Annotated in this window: 20 protein-coding genes, 2 tRNA genes and 1 other RNA gene; 12 read left to right on the top strand and 11 right to left on the bottom strand. The window is 65.9% G+C overall.

Annotation, left to right across the window (positions count from 1 at the left end; all coding sequences use genetic code 11):
- Nucleotides 1-19: 19 nt before the first annotated feature.
- The 5 genes from ettA to NNX38_RS07540 all read right to left on the bottom strand — a co-directional run bounded on the left by ettA (nt 20) and on the right by NNX38_RS07540 (nt 4,854).
- Entirely contained in the window at nt 20-1,702 is a 1,683-nt protein-coding gene (gene ettA / locus NNX38_RS07560) for an energy-dependent translational throttle protein EttA (protein ID WP_227921013.1), read from the bottom strand.
- Between the two features lie 476 nt (nt 1,703-2,178).
- Nucleotides 2,179-2,652: a hypothetical protein gene (locus NNX38_RS07555; protein ID WP_255797439.1), complete on the bottom strand. Its 474-nt coding sequence runs from the start codon at nt 2,650-2,652 to the stop codon at nt 2,179-2,181.
- A gap of 67 nt (nt 2,653-2,719) precedes the next feature.
- A complete protein-coding gene (locus tag NNX38_RS07550) occupies nt 2,720-3,316 on the bottom strand; it encodes a single-stranded DNA-binding protein (RefSeq protein WP_255797438.1) in 597 nt (198 codons plus the stop codon).
- Between the two features lie 194 nt (nt 3,317-3,510).
- Nucleotides 3,511-4,671 (bottom strand): alpha/beta hydrolase, encoded by a 1,161-nt coding sequence (locus tag NNX38_RS07545; protein WP_255797437.1) that lies wholly within the window; start codon nt 4,669-4,671, stop codon nt 3,511-3,513.
- 110 nt (nt 4,672-4,781) lie between these two features.
- Nucleotides 4,782-4,854 (bottom strand) — tRNA-Arg (locus NNX38_RS07540).
- 259 nt (nt 4,855-5,113) lie between these two features.
- Here NNX38_RS07540 and NNX38_RS07535 point away from each other — a divergent pair.
- The 5 genes from NNX38_RS07535 to NNX38_RS07515 all read left to right on the top strand — a co-directional run bounded on the left by NNX38_RS07535 (nt 5,114) and on the right by NNX38_RS07515 (nt 8,923).
- Nucleotides 5,114-5,941 (top strand): DUF4397 domain-containing protein, encoded by an 828-nt coding sequence (locus NNX38_RS07535; protein ID WP_255797436.1) that lies wholly within the window; start codon nt 5,114-5,116, stop codon nt 5,939-5,941.
- A gap of 88 nt (nt 5,942-6,029) precedes the next feature.
- Nucleotides 6,030-6,710, top strand: a complete 681-nt coding sequence (locus tag NNX38_RS07530; protein ID WP_255797435.1) for a class F sortase — start codon at nt 6,030-6,032, stop codon at nt 6,708-6,710.
- A gap of 62 nt (nt 6,711-6,772) precedes the next feature.
- Nucleotides 6,773-7,345, top strand: coding sequence for an RNA polymerase sigma factor (locus tag NNX38_RS07525; RefSeq protein ID WP_255797434.1), 573 nt, complete (start codon nt 6,773-6,775; stop codon nt 7,343-7,345).
- A complete protein-coding gene (locus NNX38_RS07520) occupies nt 7,326-8,144 on the top strand; it encodes an anti-sigma factor (protein WP_255797433.1) in 819 nt (272 codons plus the stop codon). Before NNX38_RS07525 ends, NNX38_RS07520 begins: the two co-directional genes overlap by 20 nt.
- A 26-nt stretch (nt 8,145-8,170) precedes the next feature.
- Nucleotides 8,171-8,923, top strand: a complete 753-nt coding sequence (locus tag NNX38_RS07515) for a M50 family metallopeptidase (protein WP_255797432.1) — start codon at nt 8,171-8,173, stop codon at nt 8,921-8,923.
- Here NNX38_RS07515 and NNX38_RS07510 read toward each other — a convergent pair.
- Nucleotides 8,920-9,339, bottom strand: coding sequence for a DUF3224 domain-containing protein (locus NNX38_RS07510; RefSeq protein WP_229951641.1), 420 nt, complete (start codon nt 9,337-9,339; stop codon nt 8,920-8,922). The two genes, NNX38_RS07515 and NNX38_RS07510, sit on opposite strands and share 4 nt — an antisense overlap.
- A gap of 118 nt (nt 9,340-9,457) precedes the next feature.
- On the opposite strand from NNX38_RS07510, the gene NNX38_RS07505 reads away from it, so the two are divergent.
- Nucleotides 9,458-10,723: a glycosyltransferase family 87 protein gene (locus NNX38_RS07505; protein ID WP_255797431.1), complete on the top strand. Its 1,266-nt coding sequence runs from the start codon at nt 9,458-9,460 to the stop codon at nt 10,721-10,723.
- On the opposite strand, the gene mptB is transcribed toward NNX38_RS07505, so the two are convergent.
- Nucleotides 10,686-12,230: a polyprenol phosphomannose-dependent alpha 1,6 mannosyltransferase MptB gene (mptB, locus tag NNX38_RS07500; protein ID WP_255797430.1), complete on the bottom strand. Its 1,545-nt coding sequence runs from the start codon at nt 12,228-12,230 to the stop codon at nt 10,686-10,688. The genes NNX38_RS07505 and mptB overlap by 38 nt on opposite strands.
- Before the next feature lie 241 nt (nt 12,231-12,471).
- Between mptB and NNX38_RS07495 the strand changes: the two genes are divergently transcribed.
- The 5 genes from NNX38_RS07495 (at nt 12,472) to NNX38_RS07475 (ending at nt 15,915) form a co-directional block, all read left to right on the top strand.
- Nucleotides 12,472-13,107 (top strand): hypothetical protein, encoded by a 636-nt coding sequence (locus NNX38_RS07495; protein WP_255797429.1) that lies wholly within the window; start codon nt 12,472-12,474, stop codon nt 13,105-13,107.
- Between the two features lie 93 nt (nt 13,108-13,200).
- Nucleotides 13,201-13,761, top strand: coding sequence for an oligoribonuclease (gene orn, locus NNX38_RS07490; RefSeq protein WP_255797455.1), 561 nt, complete (start codon nt 13,201-13,203; stop codon nt 13,759-13,761).
- 140 nt (nt 13,762-13,901) lie between these two features.
- Nucleotides 13,902-13,977: transfer RNA gene (locus tag NNX38_RS07485), tRNA-His, on the top strand.
- Nucleotides 13,978-14,143: 166 nt separating this feature from the next.
- Nucleotides 14,144-15,301 carry an acyl-CoA dehydrogenase family protein gene (locus NNX38_RS07480; protein ID WP_255797428.1) on the top strand — a complete coding sequence of 386 codons (1,158 nt, stop codon included), beginning with the start codon at nt 14,144-14,146 and terminating at the stop codon, nt 15,299-15,301.
- A gap of 41 nt (nt 15,302-15,342) precedes the next feature.
- Complete coding sequence (locus NNX38_RS07475) at nt 15,343-15,915, top strand: peptide deformylase (protein ID WP_255797427.1); 573 nt, start codon at nt 15,343-15,345, stop codon at nt 15,913-15,915.
- Nucleotides 15,916-16,011: 96 nt separating this feature from the next.
- Here the strand turns inward: NNX38_RS07475 and NNX38_RS07470 are convergent, their stop codons facing one another.
- The 3 genes from NNX38_RS07470 to rnpB all read right to left on the bottom strand — a co-directional run bounded on the left by NNX38_RS07470 (nt 16,012) and on the right by rnpB (nt 19,438).
- Nucleotides 16,012-17,475 carry a glyceraldehyde-3-phosphate dehydrogenase gene (locus NNX38_RS07470; RefSeq protein WP_255797426.1) on the bottom strand — a complete coding sequence of 488 codons (1,464 nt, stop codon included), beginning with the start codon at nt 17,473-17,475 and terminating at the stop codon, nt 16,012-16,014.
- 117 nt (nt 17,476-17,592) lie between these two features.
- Nucleotides 17,593-18,900, bottom strand: coding sequence for an MFS transporter (locus NNX38_RS07465; protein ID WP_255797425.1), 1,308 nt, complete (start codon nt 18,898-18,900; stop codon nt 17,593-17,595).
- A gap of 132 nt (nt 18,901-19,032) precedes the next feature.
- An RNA gene (gene rnpB / locus NNX38_RS07460) (RNase P RNA component class A) lies at nt 19,033-19,438 on the bottom strand.
- 77 nt (nt 19,439-19,515) lie between these two features.
- On the opposite strand from rnpB, the gene NNX38_RS07455 reads away from it, so the two are divergent.
- Nucleotides 19,516-20,280, top strand: coding sequence for a peroxide stress protein YaaA (locus NNX38_RS07455; RefSeq protein ID WP_255797424.1), 765 nt, complete (start codon nt 19,516-19,518; stop codon nt 20,278-20,280).
- A 4-nt stretch (nt 20,281-20,284) separates the two neighbouring features.
- On the opposite strand, the gene NNX38_RS07450 is transcribed toward NNX38_RS07455, so the two are convergent.
- Complete coding sequence (locus tag NNX38_RS07450; RefSeq protein WP_370646387.1) at nt 20,285-21,244, bottom strand: reverse transcriptase-like protein; 960 nt, start codon at nt 21,242-21,244, stop codon at nt 20,285-20,287.
- Nucleotides 21,245-21,246: the final 2 nt, after the last annotated feature.

Raw genomic sequence — 21,246 nt, 5'->3', positions numbered from 1 at the left:
CTGTCTGCCTGCGCCGGACTTAGTCGCGGGTCAGGCGGCGGTGCGTCACACGGTGCGGCTTGGCTGCATCCGGGCCGAGGCGTTCGATCTTGTTCTGCTCGTAAGACTCGAAGTTACCCTCGAACCAGTACCAGTTCGCGGGGTTTTCCTCCGTGCCTTCGAAGGCGAGGATGTGGGTGGCCACGCGGTCCAGGAACCACCGGTCGTGGGAGACCACCACGGCGCAGCCGGGGAATTCCAGCAGCGCGTTTTCGAGGCTGGACAGGGTTTCGACGTCCAGGTCGTTAGTGGGCTCATCGAGCAGGAGCAGGTTTCCGCCCTGCTTCAGGGTCATGGCCAGGTTCAGGCGGTTGCGCTCACCACCGGAAAGCACCCCGGCCTTCTTCTGCTGGTCCGGACCCTTGAACCCGAAAGCGGAGACATAGGCGCGGGACGGCATTTCCACCTGGCCCACCTGGATCCAGTCGTGTCCTTCGGAAACGACCTCCCACAGGCTCTTCTCCGGATCGATGCCGCCGCGGGACTGGTCCACGTAGGAAATCTTCACGGAGTCACCGATTTTCAGCTCACCGCCGTCGAGCTCTTCCAGGCCGACGATGGTCTTGAACAGGGTGGACTTACCCACGCCGTTCGGGCCGATGACGCCGACGATGCCGTTGCGCGGCAGGGAGAAGGACAGTCCGTCGATCAGCTGCCGGTCGCCGAAGCCCTTCTGCAGGCCCTTGGCTTCCAGGACGAGGGAGCCCAGGCGCGGTCCCGGCGGGATCTGGATTTCTTCGAAGTCCAGCTTGCGGGTGCGGTCCGCTTCGGCTGCCATTTCCTCGTAGCGGGCCAGGCGGGCCTTGGACTTTGTCTGGCGGCCCTTCGCGTTGGAGCGGACCCAGTCCAGCTCATCGGTGAGGCGCTTGGCCAGCTTCTGGTCCTTTTTGCCCTGGACTTCCAGGCGTGCGCGCTTCTTTTCCAGGTACGTGGAGTAGTTGCCCTCGTACGGGTACAGGTGTCCGCGGTCCACTTCGGCGATCCACTGGGCCACGTGGTCCAGGAAGTACCGGTCGTGGGTCACGGCCAGGACGGCGCCGTGGTAGGCGGAGAGGTGCTGCTCAAGCCAGAGCACGCTCTCGGCGTCCAGGTGGTTGGTGGGCTCATCGAGGAGCAGCAGGTCCGGCTTCTGCAGCAGCAGCTTGCAGAGCGCCACGCGGCGGCGCTCACCGCCGGAGAGGAGGGTGACATCCGCTTCGGGCGGCGGGCAGCGCAGGGCGTCCATGGCCTGCTCGAGCTGGGAATCAATGTCCCAGGCATCGGCGGCGTCGATGGCTTCCTGCAGCTTGCCCATTTCCTCAAGCAGGCTGTCGAAGTCCGCGTCGGGCTGTGACATCTCTTCGGAAATTTCGTTGAACCGCTGGATCTTGCCGTAAATCTCGCCGACGCCCTCCTGGACGTTGCCGAGTACGGTCTTTTCCTCATTCAGCGGCGGCTCCTGGAGCAGGATGCCCACCGTGTAGCCGGCGCTGAGCCGGGCCTCACCGTTCGAGGGGGTGTCCAGTCCAGCCATGATCTTGAGGATGGTGGACTTACCCGCACCGTTGGGACCCACCACGCCGATCTTGGCACCGGGGTAGAAGGACATGCTTACGTCGTCGAGGATAACTTTGTCGCCAACGGCCTTGCGGGCCTTGGTCATCGTGTAGATAAATTCCGCCATATCTACAAGGCTAATCTGTCAGCGCCGATATATACCATTTTCCGGTTTCCGGCGCGGGCGGTTACCCCTTGCGCTTCGGCCCGGGGTGCCGGATCCAGGTTGTCCGGATCCCTGCCCGTTGTCCCCGCACTATGTCCGGATCCCCACCGATTGTCCCCGCAAGGCGTCCGAATCCCCGCAGTATGTCCGGATCCCTGCCGATTGTCCCCTCAAGGCGTCCGAATCCCCGCAGTATGTCCGGATCCCCGCACCGCGCGGCGCAGGAATTGTCACAAACCGCTGGGATCGCGACAAACCGAAGGGGTTTTCCCGGCCGAGGCGCTCTGCCGGTCCGTCTTCGTTCCGGCGCCAACATTCGTCCCGGTGTCGATTCCCGCACAATTCCCCCGACCGGTTCCGGGTCAGGTCCCGGTCACTTAGGGTCGGTTCCCGGTCGGGTCCCGGTCACTTCGGGTCGGTTCCCCGTCGGTTCCCGGTCAGTTGCCGACGAAGCATCCGCCGTCGGACAACACCGGCAGCACCGTAACGTAGGCCGAGCCGTCCCGGACCTCACCGAAAATGCAATCCCCGTCCTGCACAGCTGCAGCCTGGATCGAGTCAACTTCCAGGCCGGTGGGTGTGGTGTCCGCCGAGACTTCCACCGTTCCCGGCGTAAAGCCCGCCGCGGTAAACGCCGCACCCACCGCTTCCCCGTCCGGCAGCGAATCCGAATCAGCCAGCTTCCCCAACTCGGATTCCAGTGCTTCGGTCAGTGCGGCATGGGGCGCGGGGGTGTCCGCCGGTGCCGATCCAGGCGTGGCCGATCCAGGCGCGGCCTCTCCCGCCGACGGGGGCTCCTCGCTGGTTTCCCCCTGCCATCCGCAGCCGGAAAGCCCGACCGCGAGCGCCAGGAACCCGGCCGCCAGGCCAACGGCGGGAAGGGTGGGTCGGGCTCTGCGGCGGGGCTTCATCCGGCGATTCTGCCACGTATTACGCCGTCCGGACAAAAAGGGTCCCGGGGATATACGGGAGCCTCTCTCAATACGGCGCGGCTACTCCTTCACGGGCAGCCTCCGTGGTCTCCGCCTGTTCATCCTCTTCCGTCAGGCTGTCCCCGGCGACAGCATCAAGAAGCTCGCCGGTCAGCGGGTCGATCCGGCCCAGGGACTCCACGGAATCCGGATTCCCGTGGGACCCGGGCCCGGCGGCGTCGTCCGCCCTTGGGCCGCCGTCGATCCCGCCGTCGACCCCGCCCGGGGATGCGTCGCTGCCGGCGGACGTGGTGCGGCGGAAGCTAGCGGTCCCCCACATCAGGTCATGGCCCACCGTGTCGGCGTCGATGTCGGCGCTGGTGCCGCTGCGTCCGTCCTCCGTGACCCACTGCCGCAGGCGCAGCCGGCCGGTCACTACTACCCGGTCCCCCTTGTGGACGCTGAACGCCGCGTTGGTGGCCAACTGGCGGAACAGGCTGACGGCGTACCAGTTTGTCTGTCCGTCCTGCCATCCCCCGGTGTCCCGGTCATACCGCCGCTCCGTGGTGCACATGCGAAAGCTCGCCACCGCGAGTCCGTTGTCAGTGGTGTTCTGACGGAGGTCGGTGGCAACGTAGCCCCGGAGCGTAATGGTGTCACTCATGTTTTCCTGCCTTCGGTTCGGTACCGCGGCGCCTGTGCCTTTTGACGATGCGCAGTGTCGCCCGCATACGTTCCGGCTGGTCCGCCGGTGCCCGCAAGTCTTCACCGACATGTCCACCCCTGCCCGCGGAAGGGCCGGTGTGTGGACGATGTGAGGCGGGAAGGAACGCTGCCGGTCCTGTGGAGGAAGAGCTGTCAGTCCCCCGACCCTTTGTCCTGCACGTTCCTTGCCTGTGCCCAGTCAGCGAAGCCTTCGATGGCCTCGGCCGCGAAGCGGGCCCGTACAGACGCAAAGTAGTCAAAGGAATGCTGGGCACCGGGCAGCCTGCACCAGACCACCGGCTGCCGGGAGATCCCGGCAAGGGTCCGCGCAAAGTCCCGTCCGTGGTCAACGGACACAACGCTGTCCCTGTCACCGTGAAGGAGCAGGAAGGGCGGGGCTGAGGGGTTGGCATAGGCTGCCGGTGTGCTGTCCGGGTTGGTGCCCTGCACCCTGCCGTAATAGCCGTAAAGGCAGACGGCCGCTGCCACCGTGGTATCCGCATCCTCGAAGCCGGGCTGCAGCTCCGCCCGGCCGGGCGTCAGCGCGGTGAACGCGGCCAGGAAGGCACCGGCCGAGTTTCCCGCCACGACCATGGGTCCCGTACCTGCACCATAGGCGGCGCCGTGCGTCTTGACCCAGAAGAGGACCCGCTTGGCATCCACCACGTAGTCCGGAAACCGCGCAGCCGGAGCCAACCGGTAATTGGCGCTAACGCAGGTCCACCCGTGGGACGCCAGCCGGTGCAGCAGATACAACGATTCCCGGTTCTTGGCCCCGGAGACGAACCGTCCGCCGTGAAAGTGCACAAACACGGGACCCTGGGCCGGTCTCCGCCGCGGCAGATACAGGTCAAGGGTGTTTTCCCGGCCCAACTCTCCGTACCGAAGTCCGCTGATCCGCTGCACATCCCGGCGGCGGCGCCGGAAGGGCAGGAAAAGCCCGGCAACGACGGCGCCGCGTCCGGCCACGGCGGGAGCCTCCCTTCCCAGGACGGCGCGCCAGCCGCCACCGAGGCAGGCATCCAGGGCCGCGGCCGCAACGCCACGGTCCCGGACCGCGCGCACTGCCACCCACACGAGCCCGGCGGCAACAATTGCCATGCCTCCCACGGCCGCCGTTCCCAGCGGCGCGGAAACGTCCCCTTCTCCAATGGCGAAGGCAGTTGCAGCCACGCCAAGCAGCAGCGGAAACAGCGGAGCCTCGTTGACGGTCATGCCGATGAGGTAGGCCGCGACGGACCAACGGGACCGGATGGAGGGCCGGTTACGCGGACTGGCGGCGCCGGGCGGCCAGAGCGCGCAGCAGGTACTCACTCCAAGCAATAAAACTGTGATGAGGTAACCGGCGGGCACTGCGGCTCCTTTGGAGAGCGGGCATATCCCGGGAAGCCTACGCCCCTGCCGGGGGTGCTGCGCCTGCTGAGTGCCCCCGGCGCGACTCGAACGCGCAACCTACGGATTAGAAGGCCGTTGCTCTATCCATTGAGCTACGGGGGCAACCACACGATGATACTACGGACGCGGCAGGCTCCCGTCCGGACCCGTTCCGGCACCCCGGCGCCGCGGGCTCGGCTCGGCCTCGACTCGTCCCGTCGCCACCGCCCCGGGCTCGCCACCGGCCCGGCTCGGCCCCGCCGAAACTCTTTTGCGGAAAATATCTCCGGTTCTGCATCCATGACGGCCCCCACGGAGGTAGTAGGGGTGTAAGTCACGGAACCCGTACCCGAAAGGTGCGGCAGATCAAGGAGCTCAGACCATGCGCAAGACCGCTACCGCTCTCGCGACCCTCGGACTGGGTGCCGCCGCAGCCTTCTCGGCTGTACCGGCATCCGCTGCTGATTCCGACACGGCAAAACTGTCGGTGCTGCACGGCGTCCCGGACACTCCCGTGGATGTCTACGTCAACGGCACGCTTACCCTGGATGACTTCATGCCCGGCGATCTTGCCGGGCCGCTGGAGCTGCCGGGCGGCAACTACCAGCTGGCCATCACGGCCGCCGACGCCGCCGATGCCTCCGCCCCGATCATTGGCCCGGTCTCGGCAGACCTGGCAGCTGGAGGCAACTACACGGCCACCGCCAACCTGGATGCCTCGGGCAAACCGACGGCAAACCTGTTCACCAATGACACGTCCGCCGTCGAGGCAGGCAAGTCACGCCTGACCGTCCGCCACGTGGCCGCCGCGCCTGCCGTGGACGTCCTGGCCGGCGGCACGCCGGTGATCGAGGGCCTGACCAATCCCAATGAGAAAGCGCTGACCGTGGATGCCGGAACGGTCTCCGCTTCGGTTGCTGCAGCCGGCACCACCACTCCGGTGATCGGTCCGGCGGATCTGGCCCTGGCCGAAGGTACGAACACGATTGTCTATGCGTGGGGTTCGCTCGAAGCAGGGAACCTGGCCCTCGCTACCCAGACCATCGAGGGGCTGCACTCCGCGCCGCACGCGGTTCCGGGTGCACTGGAGCAGGTTGCCCAGTCCGGGGATGACCAGGCCCTGACCGCGGCTGCCGCTGCCGGCGGCGTCGCGCTGCTCACCTTGGGTGCCGTCCTGCTGCGCCGCCGTTCCACGGTCAGCGACAGCTAAGGCAGTACCCGCCCGATCCCCCCGGTGCTGCTGCGCACCCCCTTTCCGCGCGGCAGCACCGGGGCCACCTTTTCCGGAGGTCCATCCCATGCCCGTTGTCCCCCTGCAGCGATTCGCTGCAGCGGCTTGCCTCTCCGCCGCGGTCCTTGCCGGTTCCGCGGCGTGCAGCGGTGCCCCCGAGGCCGTTTCCCCGGCCGAATCGGTTTCCGCCGCACCCGCACCGACGTCGACGGCGGCACCCGCCCCGGCGTCGACAGGGGCACCAACCGTCCCCGCCACTGACATACCCGTGCGGCCGGCCGTACCCACCCCGGCGGAAGCCGTTCCCGAGCCCGTGCGGGTGAGCGTGGAGGGAACCGGCATCGAGCTGGAGGTGATCCCGGTGGGGCAGGAAGCGAACGGCGCCATGACGCTGCCGGACAACCATTACCAGGCCGGCTGGTACCGCTACGGACCGGCACCCGGATCCTCCCGCGGAGCAGCGGTGCTGGCCGCCCACGTTGACTCACGCACCGAGGAACTTCCCATCGCGGGGTTGGACGATGTCCCTGCCGGCACCCCCGTGACCGTGACCCGCAGCGACGGAACCGTCGTGAAGTACACCTCCGAAAAGGTACAGAACATTCCCAAGGCCTCACTCGACGAATTTAATCTCTTCGACCGTGACGGTGCGCCGCGGCTGGAACTGGTAACGTGCGGCGGTAGATGGCTGGACTCGGTAGGTGACTATGAAGACAACGTTGTGCTCACCGCCGTACCCGTACCATAGTGGCTACCCCAGAGAGCTGCCGGACACCGGACGCAGCCCCGCACGGCAGGAGAACGGCACTGATGCCCACGGGCGCCTCAGATCGCGACGCCGCGATGGACCATGCCTTTGCGGCAGGGGACGAAGCGGCGCTGGCGGAGGCCTACCGCAGGTTCTCGCCCCTGATCCGCGCGCTGGCGCTGCGCAAGCTGCTCGATCAGGGCGCAGCCGACGACGCCGTGCAGGAAGTGTTCATCCGGGCCTGGAAATACCGGGACAGCTATGCGCCTGACCGTTCCACCCTCGCCGCCTGGCTGGTAGGAATCGGGCGGAACGTGGCTGCCGGCATGGCCACTGCCCGGGGCCGTTCTTCGGAAACCCTGATGGAGACTCCGGAGTCCGGCAGGAATCCGGTTCCGCCCGCCGGTCCTGATCCCGACGGCGTGGCAGACCGGGTGGTGCTTGATGCCGAGCTGGCCAGGCTCGGGGAACCCCAGGGTTCCATCCTCCGCCTGGCCTTCCATGAAGACCTGACACATCAGCAGATATCGGAAACACTGAAACTCCCGTTGGGTACCGTAAAGAGCCATATTCGAAGAAGCCTTGTCCAACTCCGGCAGCGATTGGAGGTCAGCGATGCAGCATCTGCCACCTGAAGCGCTGGCCCTGTGCGCCCTGGGCGAGGCCGGACCAGAGGACACGGCACACCTCGACAACTGCACCGAGTGCGCAGCAGAGGTCAGTGCGCTGCAGCGCGTCGTGACCGCAGGAAGGACCCCGCCAGTTCCCGAGGGGCTCCCCCGGCCGCCGTCGTCGGTCTGGGAGTCCATTCACGACCGGCTGGGGCTCGGGGAGGCCGTGCGCGCCGATCCCTATGACGCGGCTCCGTCCGATGAGGCTGTGCAGGCATCCTCACTGTCCGACAAAAACGCGGAGACCGGGACGGCGCCGTCACCGCCCCCCGTGCAGTCGTCCCCTTCAGGGGCGACTCCGGTTCCGCTGGACGCCGTCCGGAAGCGCCGCGAACGACGGCGGCTTCCGCAGGTGCTCGGTGCAGCCGCTGCGGCCGTGGTGCTGGCAGCCGCAGGCATCTGGGGCATATCCCGGATCCTCACGGACCGCAGCGAAGTTATTGCCGCGGTGGAGCTGGCCCCCTTGCCTGCCTATTCGGAAACGGGCCGGGCGGAGGTGGACCAGCGTTCCGACGGCGGACGGGACCTGGTAGTCACGGCGAGCGGATCCGATGCCCAGGGCTTCCGCGAAGTCTGGCTGATTGCCCCCGACGTGCAGCGCATGGTCAGTCTCGGGACGATGGAGGGCACGGAGGGCCGGTTCACGATCCCGGCTAACCTTGACCTCGATGAGTACCCAATTGTTGATATCTCGGACGAACCCTTTGACGGTAATCCCACCCATTCCGGGGATTCCATCCTCCGCGGAGTCCTCGACCTCTAAGTCCGCGCTTTCTAAGCCGGCCGTCCGTGGATGAGGCTCTAGGCGTCGCCGCCGAGTGGTGGTCCCGGGTCTTGGCGGGCTTCGACCGCGTTCCGGCCGTGGAACCCGAACCCGGGGTGCTGCTGATGATTGCCGCCGCTGCCGCACTGCTGAGCGTCCCCCGGGCAACGTGGCGGTGGTTCGGACTATTCGTGACGTTTGTCCATGAACTCGGCCATGCCTTCGCGGCGCTGATGACCGGGCAGGTAGTGAAGGGCATCCGCCTGCGCTTTGACCACTCGGGAGACATGCGTTCCCTGGGTCGGGGAGGCTTCCCCGCGGCGTGGGCCGGTTTCTGGGGCTATCCCGTTCCGGCCGTCGTGGGTGCCGTCCTGGTGCTGGCGGCGCTGGGCGGCTGGTCCGGTGCGGCGCTGTCGGTCAGCACCCTCGTGCTGCTCGCTGCGCTGCTGTTCATCCGAAACGGCCAGGGCATCGTGATTGCTTTCGGCTGCGCGTCAGTCTCGGTGCTGCTGGTCTGGTTCGCTGCCCCGCCGGTGGCGGGGTATGTGGCCATGTGTACGGGTATCGCGCTCATGGTGGGCGCTGTCCGGGACTGGTTCAATGTGCTCAGCGTCCACACACGCCGGCGCCGGAACCTGGAAAGCTCCGACGCCTACATCCTCTCCCGGCGTACCGGGGTTCCTGCCGTCCTGTGGCTGGCGGGATTCGCCCTCGTCATTGCTGCTTCACTCGCGGCGGCGGTGTTCGCCGCGCTGTGCGCCGAGTCCGTCCGGACCTAGGCCTGGGGAGCGGGGAAGGTTACCCGCAGCTCGAGCCGGTGCTGGCCGTCCTCTTCCTGCGTGTAGATGGCCTTGCCGGAAATGCCGGCGAGATCGTCGGTGCCGGAGCCGGGAATGATGTGCCCGGAGCTCGCCGTCGCAGTTCCCTCGGCCAACCCCCAGTGCTGGATAACCATGGTTCCGGAGCGGCCCGCTATGGTCCCGGCGAAGACCTCGGAACCCACATAGCCGGCCCCCGCGGAGTTGCCGGCCATAATCAGGTCCGCGACGGAAGTCCCGGTGATGTCACCCTCGTAGATCTTCACCGCCCGAACCGTGGAGAGTTCGCTGTTGGTTCCTTCCACCTGGTACGGGGTGGGTTCCCACTCCGAAACGTCGAAATCCGCCACAATCACTTCTTCAGTTAGGTCGGTCATTACTCCAGTATCCCGTGTCCGACGGCGGATTGCATGCCGGGTGCCGCGCTTGGGTAGCCTTATCGCTGTGCACGGACGCGGCACGGCAACGGATTTAACTAAGGAGCACCACCCTCGCATGACCCGGAAATCGGCATTCCAGCATCCACGGTTACTCCGCCCCGCCACCCTCTGGACGGTATTTGCCGTAGTCCATTTGGGCTTCCTTGCCGCCCTTGCGACCCGTATCCTCGGCGGCGATGTCCTCAGCGATGTGGGCTTCTACCGGCTGTGGGCGTTCTCCGGAATCCAGAACGGCTACTGGGTCGGGATCGACGGCGGCTGGGTCTATCCCATTGCGGCGCTCTTACCGATGGTCCTGGCAGCGGTCTTTGGCTACGGCGCTTACCAGTTCACTTGGTTCCTGCTCTTTACCGCCCTGAATGCGGCCGGCGTCGCGGTCCTCGCCCGGCGCGCCGGGACCCAGGGCATCGCGTCGGCCTACTGGTGGCTGGCCGTCACGGCACTGCTCGGTCCGGTTGCCGTGGGACGCGTGGACGGGCTCACCGCGCCCCTGGTGATTATGGGCCTGCTCTTCCTTGCCACCCGTCCCGTGCTGGCGTCGGCCCTGCTGTCGCTGGCTACCTGGATCAAGGTCTGGCCCGCCGCCGTCATCCTCGCGGTGCTCGTAGCGTGGAAGAAACGCCTCACCCTGCTGGCTACCGGTGCCGCCGTATCGGCGGTCATTGCCGTCGCCGTGGCATTGTCCGGCGGCCTTCCCCACCTGCTGAGCTTCGTCGGTGAACAGGGCGCCCGCGGCATGCAGATGGAAGCCCCGTTCACCACGCCGGGACTCTGGCAGGCGATCCTCGGCTCCTCCGACGCGTACATTTTCGAGGACAAGGTCATCAACACCCGCGAAGTCCGCGGAGCCCTCGGCGAGCCCGTGGCCGCGCTGATGACGCCGCTGCTGGCGCTGGCCGCCCTCGCCGTCGTCGGACTGCTGATCTGGGCGCTGCGCCGCGGAGCCGATTCCCGTGCCCTGCTGATCTCGGGCTCGCTGGCACTGGTGAGCGCGTTCATTGTGTTCAACAAGGTGGGCTCGCCGCAGTTCATGCTGTGGCTGGGCGCCGTGATCGCCGTCGGACTGGCCTGGGAAGGCAAGGCCTGGAAGGTACCCGGGCTCCTTATGCCGGCGATTGCCGCACTGACCACCCTGGTTTATCCGATGTTCTACTCTGCCCTGTACAACGACCTGAACATTGCCGTGGCCCTGCTCCTGACCGCCCGCAACATCCTGCTGCTGGTGCTCTTCGGCTGGTCGGTGGCCCGGGTCATCCGCCTTACCCGGGCCGGCAGCGAAAGCCTCAGTGCGTCCGCAGCTCGCCCGGAGCAGGCTCCGTAAGCTTTTTGCGGAACAGGACCTTGGTCTTGGGGTCCAGGAAGATCAGGTAAAGGGCGAAGCCCAGCGCGATCACGGCGGCGATCTGGCGGGCCGCGCTGAGGCTGAACTCAAAGTAGGGCCAGATATCAAGCTGGTCGCTGATGGCGTAGACCATGAAGAACGAAACGAACAGGTACAGCGTCTTCGCCTGCCAGTCGTCCCGCAGGCCTGTCACGGCGAACAGCGGAATGAGCCACACGACGTACCAGGACTGGATCATCGGTGCCAGCATCACGATGGCGGCGAAGGCCAGCGCCAGCCGCCTGATCATGCGGCTGTGCTGCCCCACGAACATCTGCCACAGCACAATCCCCACGGACGCCACGCGTCCGATCGTGTGGACAATGTCGGCCAGAGTCCAGCCCGGCAGCCCCAGGGCGTTGCCCAGCGTTGCCACCAGCATGCCCGCGAATCCTACCGGTGCGTACCAGATCCAGACGCTTCCGGGCGTGCTCAGGGCGCCCACCCAGCCGAAGCCGAAGCCGTTGATCAGGCCCATGATCCACAGCAGGCCCAGGGAAATACCCGCAGTCATGAACCAGTAGGCAAACTTCCGCCGCCATGACGCGTTCTTTCCGGCCCACAGCAGGCCGATGAACGGAAGGAAAATGATGGTGATCGGCTTGATGCCGATGGACAGGGTCACCAGCAGGATGCCGGCGAGGGCCCGGTTGGTCGCGGCCAGGTACAGTCCGGCCAGCGCCAGGCCGATCATCAGGGCATCGTTGTGGACTGCGGCGATGAAGTTAACCAGGAACAGCGGGTTGGCTGCGGTCAACCAGAGGGCACGGTTCGGGTTGATGCCGTGCAGCTCGGCCAGCTTAGGGACGTAGTAGACGCAGAGCGCGACGCCGAGCAGGGCTATCAGCCGGAACAGCAGGATCGAGAACTCAGGCTGGCCGCCGGTAATCCGGACCACCAGTTCCTCGATCCAGAGGAAGACCGGCCCGTAAGGGGTGGGGCTTTGGGCCCAGAGATCATCCGCTCCGAGCTGCAGGTAGTTGGAGATCTGGGAGTAGCCGTCCTTGTACGGGTTCAACCCGCTGACCATGACCAGTCCCTGGGCGATGTAGGCGAAGACGTCGCGGCTGAACAGCGGCAGGGCTAGGCACATGGGTGCCGACCATGCGATCACGGCGCGCAGTACCACCGGCCGCGATTCCGGACCCCAGCTTCCCTTCATCCGCTGGCCGAGCCGCAGCCAGGACCGCACCAGGAGCATCCCGCCCGTTGCCAGCATCAGCACAGCGGCTACGGCGCCGATGGGCTGATCGAAGCGCATCCAGATAATCAGCGGATTGCTCCGGAGATTGGCGGATGCGAGCGACAGCCAGCCCACGCCGAATGATCCGAAGAGGATCAAAAGGGAACCGATGAACCCCTGCAGGATCGCGATGTTGGGGCGGTCGGCTTTCGCTATCTCCGTGCCCGGAGACGAAGGCTCGGTCGCGGGGACCTGGGCGGTCATCTACGTGGTTCCAATCTCTGGGTGACACTTTGTCCTGCGGGCCTGTGGGCAGTCAGGGTCCGCTACCTCATTCGAATGCGGGCACAAGGATGCCCGGGTAACGTAACAGGCTGATATTAGCACCGGGGCCTGCGCTTGCCCGGGTCGTAGCCGACGCGGCCGCCGTCAATCCTGTGAGCCGGACCACCGTCGCATACACTGGTGTTTCTGTTGTGACAAACGAGGCAAGGCGGTATTGGCTGTGGGGCGCCACCGGGCAACAAAGATAAACAAACCCGTAGGGATCCGGGTTGCTACAGCGCGGCCCGTACTGCCACAGGGACGCAGCCCGGAACTGCTGGCGTGGGGTGTCTTCCTCACTGCCGTTGCCGTCGTCGCCATGCTGTGGGTCGAGGTGCCTTGGGGCACCGTGACGGCGGCATCGGCGCTGCTGTTCCTCGCGTTCGGACTCAGCTGGTTCTTCGCTCCGCCGCGTACGACGACGGCGGCGGCCTCCGCAGTTGCCGCTCAGGACCTGCCGGCTCCGGCGGTGCGTGCTCCGGCGGCTCCGACGATGGTTCCCGCGCCCGCCCCGCCCACGGTTGCAGTTGCGTCTCCCCCATCCCCCGCACCGGCACCCGCCCCCGCACCGGCCAGTCAGCATGCCCGTGCCCGTTCCGTAGACCGGCCCCGAAACGCGCCGCACGGACGCCGTGCTGCCGCCGCCCCGGTGTTTCACGACATGCCCGCCGAGCCGAGCCGCTGGACCCGTACATTTGGACCGCCCGACACCGGCCAGATCCCCCTGCAGCCCTACCTGTCCGGCGTGCCGGCAAGCTACGCCACCGCTGACAACGACCTTCCGGACCGGCGCCAGCGCAGCCACTCCAGCCTTTAGCCCCCGAACCCTTTCCAGGGACCAGGTGGTCGAAAGCGGTACATTGGAGAAGTGCCAATAACAAATGAACGTATGGTCTGGATCGACTGCGAAATGACCGGTCTGGACATCAAGAACGACGCCCTGATCGAAGTAGCCGTCCTCGTGACGGACTCCGAGCTGAACATACTTGGCGACGGTGTGGACGTGGTCATCAAGCCCGACGACGCCTCGCTGGCCCAGATGGGTGATTTTGTGCGCCAGATGCACACCACCTCCAAGCTCCTGGACGAGCTGCCCAACGGAATCACGATGGCCGAAGCCGAGGCCGCCGTCGTCGAATACATCACCAAGTGGGTGCCCGAGCCCAAGAAAGCGCAGCTCGCCGGCAACTCCGTAGGGACGGACAAGATGTTCCTGGCCCGCGACATGCCCGAAGTGATCGATTACCTGCACTACCGGATCATCGATGTATCCACCATCAAGGAGCTGGCCCGCCGCTGGTACCCGAGGGCCTATTTCCAGGCGCCGGCGAAGAACGGTGGCCACCGCGCCCTCGGTGATATCCGCGATTCCATCAATGAGCTGCGCTACTACCGCGAGGCTATTTTCGTCCCCGCGCCGGGGCCGGATTCCGCCACTGCAAAGAAGATTGCTGCTGGGATTTTGAGTTAGCTCCATCACAAAAGAGCCGTCCGGCGCCGGACGTGTCAAAAGCACTCCAAAAACCGTGTAAGCTTGATTCCGCTGCCTCAGATAAATGAGTCCGCAAGACCACTCGCCTGGACTTCGCGGATGAACGTTTGAGGCACATGGTGGGTATAGCTCAGTTGGCAGAGCGCCTGGTTGTGGTCCAGGAGGTCGCGGGTTCAACCCCCGTTACTCACCCCAATGAGGCTGGCGGTTACAGCTTCGAAAGGCCGCCTCGGATGATTCCGGGGCGGCCTTTCCTATGTGTGTTTGACTGTTACCCGCAGCGGCAATCTCTGCCGCTGCGGGCACAGCCCGGCAACAACCACTACGCCTATGCGTGGCTTATCAATGAGGAGGCGCCGCCTTGGAGCGCAGACTGTTCGAAGAGGACCATGAGCTGTTCCGGGAAGTCGTCCGGGAATTCGATTCCCGCGAAGTCGCCGCCGGATACCCGGAATGGGACGCGGCGCACATGATGCCCCGCCGGCTCTGGAAAGCCGCCGGCGAACAGGGCCTGCTCGGCCTGGCCGTCCCCGAGGAATTCGGCGGCGCCGGCATGCCGGATTACCGCTTCCGCGCCGTGATGGACGAGGAATTTGCCCGCTCCAACCACCTCGCCGTCGGCCTCGCCTTCCATCTGCATGACGACATGGTCCTCCCCCACCTGCTGGCCTACGGATCCGACGAGCTGAAGGAATACTGGCTGCCCGGCATGGTGTCCGGAGACAAAGTCACCTCGGTGGCCTGGACCGAACCCGGCGCGGGCAGCGACCTGCGCGGCATCCGCACCAAGGCGGTCCGCACCGACGACGGCGACTGGCGCCTCAGCGGCCAGAAGACCTTCATCGGCAACGGCATCAGCGGCGATGCGTCCCTGGTCCTTGCCCGGACAGACGGCAGCACCGGGCGAGGACAACGCGATTCGTTCAGCATGTTCATGGTGGAGAAAACCGGCGGCTACAGCACCGGCCGCCAGCTCGACAAGATGGGTGTCAAGGCCTCCGACACCGCTGAACTGTTCTTCGACGACGTTCATGTCCCGGCCGCCAACCTCGTGGGCGAAGTCGGCAGCGGGCTGGAGTACGCCGAGGGGCAGCTTCCCCAGGGCCGGTTGGCCATCGCCGTCGCCTCCTCCGCCGTCGCCCGGCAGATCTACGAAGCCACCGTGGAATACACCAAAAACCGCAACGCCTTCGGGGACCGGATCGCCGACTTCCAGAACAGCCGGTTTGCACTGGCGGACATCCTCACCGAGGTTGAAGTCACGGAAGCCTACGTCGATTCGGCCATCCTTGCGTTCAACGAAGGAAAGCTCGACGCCGTCTCGGCCGCCAAGGCCAAGCTCTGGGCCAGCGAACGTGCCAAGTCCATCACGGACCGCTGCCTGCAGCTGCACGGCGGCTACGGCTACATCCTGGAATACCCGGTGGCCCAGGCCTTCCTGGCGGCCCGCCTGCTGACCATCTTCGGCGGCACCAGCGAAATCATGCGGGAAGTCATCGGCCGCGGCATCGTCCGCTGAGTCCGGTTTCCCGGCACCAACACCACGAGAGAAAGACAGTAATGACCGTTCGTCCCATCGTCATCCACGGAGAACCCGTACTGCACCGCAGGGCGGCCGAGGTGGAAGAGTTCAATGACGAACTGCGCACCCTGGTTGCCGACATGTTCCAAACCATGGACGTCGCCAACGGCGTCGGCCTCGCAGCCCCGCAGATCGGCGTCGGCCTGCGCCTGTTTACCTTCGACTATGAGAACGACGACGACGCCCCGAACCGCGGCGTCGTCATCAACCCGGTCCTGATCACGTCCAAGATCCCGGGTTCCGCCCCCGATCCGGACGAAACCTCCGAAGGCTGCCTCTCCGTTCCCGGCGAGAACTTCCCGGTGAACCGGGCCGAATGGGTGAAGATCAGCGGCTTCGACGAGTTCGGCGCGCCCGTGCAGTTCGAGGCGACCGACTGGTTTGCCCGCGTCCTGCAGCACGAGTATGACCACCTCGACGGCAAGCTCTACGTGGACCGGCTTACCGACCGGTGGAGCCGGAAGGCCCGGAAGGTGTTGAAGGCGCAGGGCTGGACCGTGCCCGGCCATACCTGGATGCCGGGTGTGGACCCGGACCCGTTCGGCCACTGAGTCCGTCTGTACCGACATCGCCCGTAATGCACGAAGGGCCCGCAGGAAATCTCCTGCGGGCCCTTCGTGCATTAACTCGCTGCGCGGTGCCGGTGGTTAGCCGGCGATGGCAGCCAGCGACTGCGCCTTGGGGAAAGCCGGCGGGTTGACGTGCGCCATCTCCTCCAGGACCCGGACCACCTGGCAGCTGTACCCGAATTCGTTGTCGTACCAGACGTACAGCACGAGGTTCTTGCCGTTGGAAATGGTCGCGAGGCCGTCCACGATGCCGGCGCGCTTGGAGCCCACGAAGTCGCTCGAGACCACCTCGGGTGAGGCGATGTAGTCGATCTGCTTGTGCAGCGGCGAGTTCAGCGAGGTTTCGCGCAGGAAGGTGTTTACTTCGTCCCTGGTGGTGGCGGTCTCCAGGTTCAGGTTGAGGATGGCCATCGACACGTCCGGGGTGGGAACGCGGATCGCGTTGCCGCTGAGCTTGCCTTCCAGTTCCGGCAGTGCCTTGGCAACCGCCTTCGCGGCACCGGTCTCCGTGATGACCATGTTCAGGGCCGCGGAACGCCCGCGCCGGTCGCCGTTGTGGAAGTTGTCGATCAGGTTCTGGTCATTGGTGAAGGAATGCACCGTTTCCACGTGCCCGTTTACAATGCCGTACTTGTCGTTGAGGACCTTGAGCACCGGGGTGATGGCGTTGGTGGTGCAGGAGGCAGCCGTAATGATCCGGTCATCGTCCGTGATGGAACCGTGGTTGATCCCGTGCACGATGTTCTTCAGGCTCCCCTTGCCGGGTGCGGTCAGCAGCACCCGGGACACACCCTTCGCGGCCAGGTGCTGGGACAGGCCTTTCTCATCGCGCCAGCGGCCGGTGTTGTCCACCACCACCGCGTCACTGATGCCGTATGCCGTGTAATCCACGGTCGCCGGATCGTTGGAGTAAATGACCTGGATCAGGGTTCCGTTGGCGAGGATGGTGTTTTTTTCCTCGTCCACCGTGATGGTGCCGTTGAAGGCCCCGTGGACCGAATCGCGGCGCAGCAGGCTGGCGCGCTTCACGAGATCGTTTTCGGAGCCCTTCCGCACCACAATCGCGCGCAGCCGCAGGCCCTGCCCGCCGCCCGCCTTCTCTACGAGGATCCGGGCCAGGAGCCGTCCGATGCGGCCAAAACCGTAGAGGACGACGTCGGTGCTCGTCCGCTCGTCGGCTCCGCTCTTGCCGGCGACGTCGGCCAGCTCGGTGCGCAGGAAGTCGGTGAGGTCCCCGCCCTGCTCCTTGTACTTGTTGCTCAGCCTGGCCAGGTCCACGGACGCGGCGCCCAGTTCCAGCTCGGTCAGGGCCAGGAGCAACGGGTAGGTCTCTGCGACCGGCAGTTCGGTTTCGTCGATCTGGCGGGCGAACCGGTGCGCCTTCAGAATGTCGATAACCGACTTGTTGACGAGTGGACGCCCGTAGACCGAGGTCACCACGCTGTTTTCCCGGTAGAGCCGCCCGATCAGCGGAATCATGGCCTCGGCGAGGGCCTCCCGATCCATCCAGGCGTCAAGACACGTATCCGAATTGGAGCTCACAGAACTTCACATCCTTTTCTCAGCCGGCACTGCGTTGTGCCGGTTGGGCGGTAATCCCTACCAGTGTATTAGGACACATCCACCCCACCGGACCCACAGCTGAGAGATCAATCACATTCAGGAGGTGTGCAGGCCGGTTTCGGTGCGTGTGCCTGCCGGCCCTTCCGTCCTCGGGGGTTCCAGGTCCTCAAGATCCCGGACCCGGCGCAGCGGACCAAAGACAGCGGCCAACGGGGCCAGCGCGGCCACCAGAATCCCGGTCAGGATCGCCCCCCGGATATCCATCACCTCGACCAGCAGCCCGGCGGCAAACGCCGCGACGGCAAGCATGCCCCAGGTCACCATCCGCTGGGCAGACCCGAGGCGGCCGAGCATCTGCGGCGGGCAGACCCGCTGGCGGAAGGTCGTGGAGACGACAATGTTCAAGGCAATGGAAAAGCCCGCAATGAAAAGGCCGATAAAGCCTGCAGTCATTCCCCACCCCGGTGTGATGAACAGCAGGGTCGCATATCCGGCCACTACCGGGAACATCGAATACCGCCACACCCGCCCGGAGCCGAGACGGCCGGTGATCCACTTGGCGGACAGGCCTCCGACTGTTCCCCCCACCGCTGTAGCTGCCGTCAGGAGGCCCAGCATGCCGGGATGCTCGCCAAGGGAACGGATAACCAACAGGACCAGCAGGGACACCACAATGTTGCCGCCCAGGTTCCAGAGCGCCCCGGTGATGAGCAGCATGCGCAGGGGCACCGTGCTGAAAATGTAGCGCAGCCCTTCCCCCATATCCCGGAAAACCCTTCGGTCCTTCGGGCGGTCGGGGCGGGCCTCGGCAACGTCGAGCCGGAGAATCGCCGTCAGGGAGGCAAGGGATGCGGCGACCTGCAGCAACAGGGCATTGGATGCCCCCCAGGCATCCGTGACCCAGCCGCCCACTGCCCGGCCGCCGGCGTCGCCAAGGGCGCCGGAACCGGTCATGAGCCCGTTGCCCTCCACAAGTTCATCGCGGTCCACCGCGGCAGGTACGAGTGCCTGCTCGGCAAGGGTGAAGAACACTGCTGCGAGTCCTGCGCCGAAAGACACCGCAAACAACTGGGTAACCGTGAGGGCATCCAGCCACCAGGCCACCGGCAGGCTGGCCAGCAGAAGTGTCCGTACGGCAAGCGAAACCACTATCAGGGGACGGCGCCGGTGCCTGTCCACGAGCACGCCGATAGGCAGCGCGAACAGGAGCCAGGGAAGGAAGGTCATGCCGGAAAGGACGGCAACCGTGGAGTTCGAGGCATCCAGTTCCGTCACCGCTATCACCGGCAGGGCCACGCTGGTTACGGCAGTGCCGAATATTCCGGCGGTTGAAGAGATCCACAGCCGTCGGAAATTCGCATTTCGCAGAACCAGCGGCTTCTTTGCCGCCTCCGTGTGGGACATTGCCACAGACTAGCCCAGCACCCGTTGAATAAAACGAGTCAACGTGCCGGATAAGGAATATTGCATGAAAGCTTTGCCAACAGTGCGTAAATCTTTGGCTGCTGCGCGGCGCAGCTGTTCTGCGGAAGTATGTGGACGGGCTGGCCGATAAGCCGGGTTTTGTACGCCCGGACCGTTGCCGGACCGGGAGCGGCAATCATCCATCTAGGGCCGCCGTTGCCGGCTGCCTCAAGCGGCCTACCCGGACACATCGGGCGGGCAGCCCTCAAACGTGTCCTGTATGGCCTTGCTCCGGGTGGGGTTTACCTAGCCGTCCCGGTCACCCGGGACGCTGGTGGTCTCTTACACCGCCTTTTCACCCTTACCTGCTCAGGCTGCAAAGCAGCCTACGCCGGCGGTTTCTTTTCTGTGGCACTGGCCTGCGGGTTTCCCCGAGTGGGCGTTACCCACCACCCTGCCCTGCGGAGCCCGGACTTTCCTCGGCGGCAGCGGTTTCCCAAAAAGGAATCCGCGCCGACGCGATTGCCTGGCCAACCCGTCCACTGTCAACTCTACCGTCCCGCAGGCACTGCCCGGTCCGGAGCCTGCACCGGCCGGCTCGCGTAGGATTAACCGGTGCTGATTCTGCTCCCGCCCTCCGAAGGAAAAACCCCTGCAGTGTCCGGGCCGGTCCTGGACCCGTCCCGGCTGCATTTCCCGCTGCTTTCCGAACCCCGGGCGCTGGTACTCAAGGCCCTGGCCGACGCCAGCAGCTCCGAGGACGCCCTGGCGGTCCTGGGGGTGGGTGCAACCCTCGCGCCGGAGGTACGGCGCAATACGGCCCTGGACAGTGCGCCCTGCGCGCCTGCACACCGGGTCTACACGGGTGTGTTGTACGACGCGCTGGGCTACGCGTCGCTTCCGCCGGCGGTGCAGCGGCGTGCAGACGACGCCGTGCTGGTGATGTCCGCCCTGTGGGGTGCCCTCGGCTTTGCGGATCCGATTCCGGCCTACCGGCTCTCGATGTCGGTGCGGCTCCCGGAGACCGGGCGCCTTGCCGCCTTCTGGAAGCAGCACCTGACGGGCCCCCTGGACGAGTATGCCGCGGATGCGCTGGTGGTGGACTGCCGTTCCAGCACTTATGCGGCGGCTTGGACGCCTGATCCGCAGCGCACGGCCGCGGTTAACGTATTCACCGTCCGTGACGGCAAACGCAAAGTGGTTTCGCACTTCGCCAAGCACGCCCGCGGCGAGCTGGCCCGCCATCTGCTCCTGCGCACCGGCACGGAGCCGGCGACGCCGCAGGAGCTGCTGGCTGCTGCACAGGAAAAGTGGGAGGCCGAGCTGGTGGCCCCCGCAGGGCGGAAGCCGTACCAGCTCAACCTCATCCTGGCCGGATAGCGGCCTAGCCGGCCACCAGTTCCACTTCGAAACCCTCTTCGTTTTCCAGGTACGCAGCGTAGTGCTCCGCTCCCCCGGCGTGGGGGTGCCGGTCTGCGAACATCAGGGTCCAGCCGTGGCTGGCCGCACGCCGTGCCAGGAGTTCGACGTCGGCCTCCGAACCGGCACGGAACGCGAGGTGGTTCAGCCCGGCCCGCTTCCGGGAATAGGGGCCCCGTTCGACGTCGGGGCCTTCCTCCAGCACGATGTAGCCCTCAGCGCCCTGCCAGCTCGCACCGGAGTCCCACTCGTCTTTTCGGACGTATCCCACCCGTTCCAGCAGCCAGCCCAGGGACTTTTCCGCCGCAGCGAAGTCGTTGACCCAGATCTCCGTGTGATGCAGCCGTCCCGTGGGGGCGGCCGCAGGGGCGGGAGACGAAGCCGCTTCGAGTACCGCCGCGGCAGCCGCTGCCTTGGTGTCCGCACCGGCGCGCGGCTTCCATGGGACGCCGGCCGTGCCGGCGTCCATTGCCTCATTGGACAACCGGTCCGCGTCCTTGTTCAGTTCCCGCGGAATCCACTGGTATTTCACCCGCTGCGGGTTGACGATCGAACGTGCCTTGGCCGCAAGCTTCTGCATATCGGCATGCTTGATCTTCCAGCGGCCGCTCATCTGCTCGACCACGAGCTTGGAATCCATCTTGGCCAGGATCCAGCAGTCCGGGTCGATGCTGTGGGCCAGCTCCAGGGCCGCAATAAGGCCTGAATACTCGGCTACGTTATTGGACACCCGGCCCACGTATTCGGCCTTTTCAGCCAGGATGCGGCCGGTGTCAGGATCACGGACCAGCGCGCCGTAGCCGGCAATACCCGGATTGCCCCGCGAACCCCCGTCGGCTTCGACAATCAGGGTGCGGCGGGGGCTGCCGGCGGAGGCGCGGCGGGGTTCCTCACCGGAGTCAGGCTCCGGGTCAAACAATGTCACCG

The organism is Arthrobacter sp. zg-Y238 (assembly GCF_024385525.1).
Taxonomy (GTDB): domain Bacteria; phylum Actinomycetota; class Actinomycetes; order Actinomycetales; family Micrococcaceae; genus Arthrobacter_B; species Arthrobacter_B jinronghuae.
The sequence above is the reverse complement of the archived record's forward strand: the minus strand, read 5'-3'. Positions and strand labels throughout refer to the sequence as shown.